The 7,500-nt window shown below is 49.3% G+C and carries 8 protein-coding genes and 1 pseudogene (1 of these 9 only partly in view); 4 read left to right on the top strand and 5 right to left on the bottom strand.

Features of this window, described 5'->3' with window-relative positions:
• The 4 genes from U9P07_02955 to U9P07_02940 all read left to right on the top strand — a co-directional run.
• A protein-coding gene (locus U9P07_02955) for a BCCT family transporter (GenBank protein ID MEA2108368.1) crosses the window boundary here: on the top strand, nt 1–1,210 show its 3' portion. 578 nt of this gene lie to the left of the window's left edge; only the last 1,210 of its 1,788 coding nucleotides appear in the window; the start codon falls outside the window, past its left edge; the stop codon is at nt 1,208–1,210.
• 62 nt (nt 1,211–1,272) lie between these two features.
• Nucleotides 1,273–1,767, top strand: a complete 495-nt coding sequence (locus U9P07_02950) for an ATP-binding cassette domain-containing protein (protein MEA2108367.1) — start codon at nt 1,273–1,275, stop codon at nt 1,765–1,767.
• A 276-nt stretch (nt 1,768–2,043) separates the two neighbouring features.
• Nucleotides 2,044–2,337 (top strand): transposase, encoded by a 294-nt coding sequence (locus U9P07_02945; protein MEA2108366.1) that lies wholly within the window; start codon nt 2,044–2,046, stop codon nt 2,335–2,337.
• Between the two features lie 101 nt (nt 2,338–2,438).
• Nucleotides 2,439–3,332 (top strand): radical SAM protein, encoded by an 894-nt coding sequence (locus U9P07_02940; protein MEA2108365.1) that lies wholly within the window; start codon nt 2,439–2,441, stop codon nt 3,330–3,332.
• Nucleotides 3,333–3,337: 5 nt separating this feature from the next.
• Here U9P07_02940 and nadA read toward each other — a convergent pair.
• From nadA to U9P07_02915, 5 genes and pseudogenes are all read right to left on the bottom strand, one after another.
• Nucleotides 3,338–4,264 (bottom strand): annotated as a pseudogene (gene nadA, locus U9P07_02935) (quinolinate synthase NadA).
• 30 nt (nt 4,265–4,294) lie between these two features.
• Entirely contained in the window at nt 4,295–5,116 is an 822-nt protein-coding gene (gene proC, locus U9P07_02930; GenBank protein MEA2108364.1) for a pyrroline-5-carboxylate reductase, read from the bottom strand.
• Nucleotides 5,117–5,119: 3 nt separating this feature from the next.
• The gene (locus U9P07_02925) at nt 5,120–6,070 is read right to left on the bottom strand and encodes a hypothetical protein (protein ID MEA2108363.1); all 951 of its coding nucleotides are present in this window, start codon (nt 6,068–6,070) and stop codon (nt 5,120–5,122) included.
• A gap of 27 nt (nt 6,071–6,097) precedes the next feature.
• On the bottom strand, nt 6,098–6,679 hold the full coding sequence (locus U9P07_02920; GenBank protein MEA2108362.1) for an SIS domain-containing protein: 582 nt from the start codon (nt 6,677–6,679) through the stop codon (nt 6,098–6,100).
• 164 nt (nt 6,680–6,843) lie between these two features.
• Nucleotides 6,844–7,500, bottom strand: a 657-nt coding sequence (locus U9P07_02915; GenBank protein MEA2108361.1) for a menaquinone biosynthesis protein, incomplete at its 5' end; no start/stop codon positions are given.

The following is a 7,500-nucleotide window of genomic DNA, read 5'->3' as shown; positions in this document are numbered from 1 at the left end:
CGAAGCGGCTCAGGCGGCAATGGGAGTAACCTATTTTCACTGGGGCCTGCACCCTTGGGCTATCTACGCAATTGTCGGGCTTGGTTTGGCCTTTTTCGCCTATAATCGGGGCTTACCTTTGACTATCCGTTCTATCTTCTACCCGCTCTTAGGAGATAAAATTTACGGATTCTGGGGAAACTTGATCGATGTACTTTCAGTCCTGGCTACCCTGGTAGGTCTGGCTACGTCGCTGGGACTGGGAGTACAACAGATAAATGCGGGCCTGGGCTTTCTTTTTGGTGTCCAGATCAGCACTACGACTCAAGTAATCCTGATCGCTGTCATCACCGGCTTTGCAACTATGTCGGTAGTTTCCGGACTCGATACCGGGGTCAAGTTACTGAGCCAGGGAAATATGATACTAGCCGGAATTTTTATGTTGTTTTTACTCGTCGTTGGTCCGACTATATATATCCTAGGAGGATTTACTCAGAATCTAGGCTACTACTTGACTATCCTGCCCAAACTCAGCCTCTGGACGGAAACTTTCCGGGAGACCAATTGGCAAGGTTCCTGGACGGTGTTCTATTGGGCATGGTGGATATCCTGGTCGCCATTTGTGGGAATGTTTATTGCTCGTATATCCAAAGGTCGTACGGTAAGGGAATTTATCCTCGGAGTTATCTTGATTCCGACTCTGCTCTCTTTCATCTGGATGTCGGTATTCGGGGGCGCCGCACTTTCTTTACAAGCCAGCGGGGTTGCTGATATTGTCAGCGCTGTAAAAGATAATGTTGCTACCGCCATGTTTGTGATGTTGCAAAATTTTCCCTTTAGCCAAGTGTTATCATTTATTGCCATTATCTTGGTGACCATATTTTTTGTTACCTCTTCCGATTCCGGCTCTCTGGTGGTTGATCATCTGACCTCGGGCGGAAAACTTGATTCTCCCGTACCCCAAAGGGTATTCTGGGCGGTTATGGAGGGTGTAGTCGCCGCTGTACTTCTGCTTGGTGGTGGGTTGGCAACCCTGCAGACTGCATCGGTCTGTACCGGTTTGCCATTTGCATTCATTTTATTAATAGGTGTTTATACTCTATACCTTGGCTTTTCAGAGGAAGAATTCGTGGAAAGAGCCGCCCAACGGGCCGTTAAAACTTTGCAGGACGAACATCGAGTTGCTGAACTTGTTTCAACTGCGGTACAAAATGAGGTTCCCAAGTCGTGATGGTCTCGCAAAAAGTCAGAAAGAGCCCCATCGTCGTCAACAATATCAAGTAAAGGTTATGTATGGCTAAAGTTAAAATTAAGGTCAGAGATGTCAGCAAGATTTTTGGCCCCCACCCGAAACGAGCCTTAGTAATGCTCAATGATGGGGTTGACAAAACTGAAATCCTTGAGAAAACCGGTTTGGCGGTAGGGATAGTCAACGCTGACTTTGATGTCTACGAAGGCGAAATCCTGGTCATTATGGGTTTGAGCGGCAGCGGCAAATCAACCCTGATTCGCTGTCTTAATCTGCTCAATAAACCGACCACCGGTACGGTTACCATTGATGATGAGGAGCTAACCACCGTCGGCCATAAGCAGTTGTTGCGGATTCGTCAACACAAATTCGGCATGGTATTTCAACATTTTGCCCTCTTCCCACACCGAAAAGTTATAGAAAACACTGAATACGGATTGGAAATCCAGGGGCTTGACCCGGCCACGCGAAAAGAAAAAGCCCTTGAAGCACTCCAATTGGTCGGCCTTGAAGGCTGGGAAGATTCCTATCCTTGTTGACAATTTTTATTTCTGCGGTGACCTTAAGCAATGTTTTGCCCGTATTCGTTGTCCGGAATGTCACCACGAATACCTGTTGTCATTCAGTTGCCGGGGACGCTGGTTTTGCCCCAGTTGTCATGCAAAGAAAGTTGTGCAACTCAGTGTTACCCTGACGGAGAATATTCTTTTCCCCGTACCCCACCGGCAGTATGTATTCAGCCTTCCCATTCTCATTCGCCGGTATTTCCGTTATGATCGCAAATTGTTGGGTGGTCTTTGTCATTGTGCCGTTCATTGCAGGAATTTTTTCGTGTTTCCTTAAACCTGCCGGATGGTGTTCCCGGTATTGTTATGGCGATCCAGACTTTCGGCGATTACGCCAAATGGAATCCGCATTTACACGCGATTGTCGCGGATGGCCTTTTCACGGAGCTAGGTACTTTCCATGTAATGCCCGAAGCCTCACTGAAACCTTTAGCAGAGCGGTTTCGTGCCGTTGTATTTCGTGAGCTGCGGGATCGGGGGCTTTTTTTTATCCGCTGGCTGTATTGCTTGTGGCAGGATGGATTTTTTGTTATATTTTCCTGAATCTTAAACGGAAGCTAATGGTGGAAATCAGATTTGAAATCTGTTTCCAAAAATGAAGGCCAGGTGTTTCGGCCTGATTAACTAACAGGAGTATACATCCCATGTCATCATCAGTAATCGAACAATTTGATTTTCCTCCCTATCGTCCTCCTTCCGAAGCTTACAGCATGCTGCTGCGGGTGAGCCGGGGCTGTCCGTGGAATAAATGTGCTTTTTGTTCCATGTATAAAAAATACCCTTTTGCCCGCAAATCAGTTGAGGAAATTAAACGGGACATTGACCTGATGCCGGCTGTTTATGGACGCGGGGCACGCCGGGTATTTTTCGGCGATTCCAACAGCCTATTGCTGAAGGCTGATGATTTGGTGGAAATTCTGCAGCATTTGTATGAAGTTTTTCCTGATCTTGAGCGGGTAACCTCTTATGCCCGGGCAAAAACCCTGATTAAAAAATCTCCGGAAGAGCTGCGGTCGATCCGCCAGGCAGGCCTGACCCGTCTTCATATTGGTCTTGAAAGTGGTGATGATCAGGTACTGAAAATGATCAGCAAGGGGGCAACGGCGGCGGAAATGGTGGATGCCGGGCTGCGGACCAAGAAAGCCGGTTTTGATTGTTCCATGTATGTTCTGCTGGGGGTCGGCGGGATGAAGCTGACGATGGAACATCGCCAGGGCACGGTTGCGGTCCTGAACCAGGTTGATCCTCATTTTATCCGGGTCAGGACCCTGACCCCGATTCCTGGAACGCCCATTGCCCGCTGGATTGAGGACGGTACGTTTGTTCCGGTATCACCTCTGGTCAGTGTTGAGGAGGAGCTGGATATTGTCAGGGGGTTGCGGGTGACTTCCCGTTTTCTCAATGACCACGTTTCCAACGTCGTACCTCTGGATGGAAAATTGCCGGAAGACCAGGCGCAAATGATTGCCGCTCTGGAGGCGGCGGTTGCCTATTGTCGGGAAAACGAGGTTCAGAATACGGATTATCGTGGCCTGTAGAGTCCCTAATTCCTTGGCACGGCCAGCATACGTTCCAGGGATTTTTTAGCTTTTCGGCTGGTTTCCGGATCAACGGAAATGATCGGCTTCATGGTTCGCAGCGACTGATGAATATCAGCGAGGCTGATCTTTTTCATATCCGGACAGATCATCGTCGAAGTCACCGGATAGAATTGCCGGTCAGGATGGGCTTTTTGCAATGGATAAAGCATTCCCAATTCCGTGGCGATGATGAACTCTTTTGCTGACAAGTCGGCAACCGCAGTAAACATGCCGCCGGTACTGCAGACCACGTCAGCCAGTTTGGTGACTTCCGGGCGACACTCGGGGTGGACAATGACTTTTGCCTGGGGATAGTTTTTTTTCGCTGTCAGAATATCTGCCGTCCGGATGGCATCGTGGGTGGGACAGTATCCATCCCAGAGGATGATCTCCCTGCCGGTTTGCTGCTGGACATAGGTTCCCAGATTGCGATCCGGGACGAAAAGAATCTCCTGCTCTTTGGCAATGCTGTTGACTACATTGACGGCATTGCCCGAGGTGCAGCAGATGTCACTTTCGGCTTTCACCTCGGCTGATGAATTAACGTAGGTGACGACCACCGCATCAGGGTGTTGTTGTTTGGCTGTTTTTACCTGCCCAGCGGTGGCCATATCTGCAAGGCCGCAACCGCATTCAAGGCGTGGTAGAATAACCTCTTTATCCGGAGAGAGAATGGCGGCGCTTTCAGCCATGAACTTAACGCCGCAAAAAACAATTATCTGAGCATCGGTTTCAGCCGCCTGGATACTTAAACCCAGGGAGTCACCAGTGATGTCGGCAATATCCTGGATCTCAGGAGGTTCATAATTATGGGCCAGGATGACTGCATGGCGTTTTTCTTTCAGCTGCCGTATATCTTCAAGTAGTGTTTTTGTATTCATTGTGTATTCCTTCGTGGATTTTTTGAAATTTTTTTGTTCCTATTTCCCCGTTTTTCCCAATTCCCGGGAACGATCACAGGCAGCTTTAACTGCTTGAAAAAAGGCGGTCCTAACTCCCTGTTTTTCCAGTGCCGCCAGGCCGGCAATGGTGGTGCCTCCCGGAGAGGTAACCATGTCCTTTAAGGCCATCGGCTGCTGGCCCGTTTCCTGCAGCAGGGCGCAGGAACCATTGAAAGTTTCAATAACCAGGGTTCGGGCAGTATCCCGGGGTAATCCCTGGTTGACGGCGGCATCAATCATGGCTTCGATGACCAGGAACGCATAGGCCGGACCGCTGCCGGAAACTGCGGTGACCACATCCATGAGGGTTTCGTTTATCTCTACGGTTTTACCCACCCGGGCAAATATGCTGGCAGCCAGTTCCATATGTTCAGGGGTTGTCAGGCTTCCCGGAGCCAGGGCGGATATTCCTTTTTGGACCAGTGCCGGGGTGTTTGGCATAATGCGGATAGCCGGAATCCGTTTGCCCGTAGCATCTTCTATAGTTTTTAAGGGGATTCCGGCGGCGATTGAAAGCAGCAGTTGTTCCGGATTAAGGTTGTCGGTTATTTCCGTCAGGACTGCACTGATTACCTGTGGTTTGATTGCCAGCAGAATAATATCAACCTGAGCAGCCAACTCAAGATTGCTGGTGACTACTGATATAGTGGAAAAGCGCTTTTGTACTTGTTCCCGGCTGTCTTTCGCCGCATCATAAGCGTAGATTTCCGGTCGATCATCATTGGCAAGCAGTCCCTTGATGATCGTCTGCCCCATGTTGCCGGTTCCAATAATTCCGAGTTTTACGGCTGAAAGTTCCATGCTTTACTCCTTGTTAGTGGATTGATTAAGGTGGGCCATAATGCCGGCGATCAGCAGGGGGAGGATTATTTCGTGCTGCCCGGTCAGGTAGTAACCCTTTCCACTTTCCCTTGTTGGCCTCTTTACCACGTTTTCCATTACCCGGTATTGGCGGATAAAATCAATCGCTATGGTGGTCAACCCATTTATCTGGTGGCCGAGATTATGGACCAGAGACAGAGCCTTGAGAAAAACTTCCGGCAGAATGACCGCTGATCCCACATTGAAATAGACTCCCCGATCCAGCTTTGCTACCAGTTCACAGAAATTTTGAAAATCCTTCATTGAAGTGGCACCGATGGCGGCACCATCGGCGTCAGGATGCATGTGAATGATATCGGTCCCGATGGCCACATGGACGGTGAGTGGGATATTGTGCTGATAGCAGGCGGCGACAATACTTTTGTCCCGGTGGGGCAATCTCTCGTGATTGATGAAATGGCCGATGGCATACCCCAGCCCCCAGCCATTTTCAGCCCCTTTATTAATGGCTTCATTAAGGTATTGTCCGGTTTCCCTGGCCATGCCGAAATTTCCTGTTCCCAGTACCTCACTGACATCTTCCGAGGTTTTGCCGGCAAAAGCAATTTCAAAATCATGAATGATTCCAGCACCATTCATGGCAATACCCTGGATGATTCGTCGTTCCAGCAGAGGGATCAGCGCCGGGGCCAGACCGACTTTGATCACGTGGGCACCCATGCCCAGTAGAATCAGGCGCCGGGATTCAAAAGTTTGGCACACCGTGTCAATGATTTCTTTTAGATCCTTACCACCCAGGATGTTCGGCAGATGGTCAATAAATTCGCCGATGTTTTCTTTACCCGTGAACGGCTGGGAGAAATCAGCCATATTAACTTTGCTGGGTCGTTCCAGCAGCGAATAAGTGGACAGCTTTTGCCAGTCGAGAGTCATGGGAGCCCGTAATGGTTCAGTTATGGTTCAGCATGATTTGATACATACTTTCCGCTCAACCTGTTCGCACAAGATATGTCCCAGCAGCAGGTGAATTTCCTGGATTCTCGGGGTGTCGCTACTCCTGACCGTCAGGGGGAAATCACAGTGGTCTTTGCATCTGCCACCATCGTTGCCCAGAAATCCGGCGGTAATCAAGCCGGCTTTTTTGGCGTATTGCAGGGCCAGGGCGACATTTTCCGATGTGCCGCTGGTACTCAGGCCGATGGCCACATCCCCCGGCTTCCCCAGGGCCTGCAGCTGCCGGCGGAAAATATCCCTGAAGTCAAAATCATTGGCAATGGATGTTAAGATGGAGGAATCGCAGGTCAGGGCAATGGCGGCCAGGGGTTCACGGTTGAAAAGAAATCGGTTGACCAGCTCTGCTGCCAGATGTTGGGCCTGGGAGGCGCTGCCGCCGTTCCCGAAGAAAAAAATAGTTTGTCCCTGTTCCAGTGCCTGGCTGCAGGAGGCTATCAATTGATTAAGCGGTGATTCGTGTTCTTTGAAGAAAGATTCTCCCAGGGTTTTGACTTCATCCAGCAGGCGGGGGATATTTTTTAGTTCCATTATTTTACCTGACTTGCGGGGGTATTTTGCTTTCCCTCTTCGAAGGGGACAGAATTGAATTCTACCCACATTTTCTTGTTTTCTGTGGTTGGATAATACTTAGCAAATCACTCTTGTAATTGCAAGTTATTCAAGGGATTTACCGGCTGGAGGGGGATGGGAACTCAGTTTATGTCCGGTTTATCAGGCTGGAAAAAATTAAGAGTTGGAACCTTTTCCAGTAAGCCAAGTTGGTGGCCCAGGTTATAAAAAAGGATCAGCCCCTGCTTTTCCTGAATCTCGAGTTCATAGGAAATTGCTTCCTGCCAGTATTGCAGAATTACTTCTGCTGGGATGTTGGGGTATCTTCGGCTGACAGCAGTGAGCAGAGTAGTCAAGTGTTCCGGCAGAACCTTTTTAATGAGGGATAACCGGGTATAAAGTTCGCTGATTTGGTTAAGCTTTTCATCTCCCAGCTCTTTTCTGCCAATCCACAGGGCGTAGACGAATGGCAGGTTGGTAAACCGGTACCAGAGACTGCCAAGATCATAAATCCGGTAGCCGGGCGGCGTCTGATGGAAGGCTTGGAGTGCCTGGTCACCAATGAGCAGGGCTGTTTCCGGCAGCTTGTCGTCCGCATTAAATTCTGTCGTAATAAAGTGGATTGACCGACGATCCAACTGGTAAAAGTGAAAAAGAATGATTTTCAGCAGGTAGATGGAGGTTAATGATTGGGCAGTTAAGGCGATGGTGGTATTCTTCAGGCTCTCAATTGGATTTTTGCTCAGCAGCAGGACACTGCGAACTTCTCTCGTTGAGGCAATTGAGATCCGGGGTAGAAT

This window comes from Pseudomonadota bacterium, from assembly GCA_034660915.1.
Taxonomy (GTDB): Bacteria; Desulfobacterota; Anaeroferrophillalia; order Anaeroferrophillales; family Anaeroferrophillaceae; genus DQWO01.
This window is presented reverse-complemented; position numbering and strand designations above follow the sequence as displayed.